We start from the raw sequence: 1,753 nt of genomic DNA, 5'->3' as shown, positions 1-1,753 counted from the left end.
TCGTTCTAAGAATGAAGCTACACCTTCTTTGGCATCCTCCGTTTGAAATAACTTATGTATAACAGGATGGAGCATTTGAGCAGCTATTTCTTCTCCTTCTAAGATAGCTAATCGTGCATTTTTTATTGTTTCTTGAGTGCCAAGTGGTGATTGGCTAGCAATATTCTCTGCAAGTTCAATCGCACGAGGCAAAAGTTGATCCTGTTCCACAACTTCTTGAATGATGCCCATACGATGAGCTTCCTCTGCAGAAAATTCATCGCCTGTAAGCATATATCTCATTGCATTTCCCCATCCTGCATCACGTACGAAACGGTATGTTGCCCCGCCAAATGGAAAAATCCCACGTTGCACTTCCAATTGGAAAAACCGCGTATCTTTTGCTGCTAAACGTATGTCCGAGTTAAGGATGAGTTCAGTACCTAGAGTCAAACAAATTCCGTGAACGGCACTAATAAGGGGCTTCGTACGGTATGGTTTTTGTCCTCCCCATGGATCAATCCCACCATCAGGGTACTCATTCCCTTCCTCACTAGCTTGTGAAGAATACTCCGCTAAATCCAGTCCTAGTGTAAAGTGTTTACCATGAGCAAACAGTACGCCACAGCGCAATTCCGGATCATGCTCAAGTTCACCTAATGCAGAAGCTAATCCATAAATCAAGTCCATGTTGAATATGTTTCGTTCCTCTGGACGATTTAACCCGATAAGCAAAACATGTCCTTTTCTTTCAACAGTTACAGCGTTTGTCAAATTAAAAACCTCCCTTAAATTTTAAATTGCTGCAAATTTCTCAGAGAAACAGATCTCATATCCTTGCGCAAGGCCGTCTCGGGCCAGGCCGCATTCACCATTGTATGTGTGCGCTAGCAAACGCGCCTGCCCGAGGTCCATCCGTGAGTCTGCACTCCACTCCTGCAACGTTTACACGGAATCACATAAAAATATGAGGAACTTGATGCAAATGACTTAGATGAATTCAGCAACGTTTATTATTTACTTTCCTTTAAATTCAGGCTTCCGCTTCTCTATAAATGCGGCAATGCCTTCCTGGTGGTCTTCGGTTTGCACCATTAAAGTTTGAATCAGCCGTTCCTGTTCCAGGATTTCATCTAACGAGGCTGTCAATGCCTGGTCTATTAATTTCTTTTGTTTTCCAAATGATTTACCAGGGCCGTGCGCCAATTTTAATGCCAGTTTAGTAGTTTCTTCCTGAAGTTTTTCCAATGGATGCAAATAATTAACAACACCCAATTGATTTAGACGCTCTGCAGGAATGGGTTCGGCAGTAAAGAAGAATTGTTTGGCCAAGTGCGGCCCGACTAATCTTGGCAGAAAATAAGATCCTCCTCCATCGGAGATTAAGCCAACCTGCGAAAAGCTGAGGGCGAATTTACTGTCATCTGCCGCTACAATCAAATCACAGGCCAGTGCCAGATTGAAACCCGCGCCGGCAGCAAAACCATGAACGGAAGCAATAATCGGCTTTTCCGTCTCTTTCATCAAAAGAATCAACTCATTCAGCTTTCCAATATGCTCATAGACTTGAATGCCGCCTCCTGCGCCCATCGATTTTACATCCCCGCCAGCACAAAACGAACGACCAGCACCAGATAACACAATGACCTGAACGTCCTCGTCGGTTTGGGCATTCTTCAAGGCTTCTTTTAATCCCAAAAGCATTTCCGGGCTGAAAGCATTTAAATTCTGTGGCCGATTTAAGGTTAACGATAAAACCGGACCTAATTTTTCT

The 1,753-nt window shown here is 43.7% G+C and carries 2 protein-coding genes; both read right to left on the bottom strand.

The annotated features are described in order from the left end of the window. Window positions 1-753: crotonase/enoyl-CoA hydratase family protein (locus V7659_RS29345; RefSeq protein WP_335543570.1), on the bottom strand; the 753-nt coding region annotated here is incomplete at its 3' end. 243 nt (window positions 754-996) lie between these two features. Then, the coding region (locus V7659_RS29340; protein WP_335543569.1) for an enoyl-CoA hydratase/isomerase family protein at window positions 997-1,753 on the bottom strand (757 nt) is incomplete at its 5' end.

Source organism: Neobacillus drentensis (genome assembly GCF_036966985.1).
In the GTDB taxonomy this organism is placed as follows: domain Bacteria; phylum Bacillota; class Bacilli; order Bacillales; family Cytobacillaceae; genus Neobacillus; species Neobacillus drentensis_E.
The sequence above is the reverse complement of the archived record's forward strand: the minus strand, read 5'-3'. Positions and strand labels throughout refer to the sequence as shown.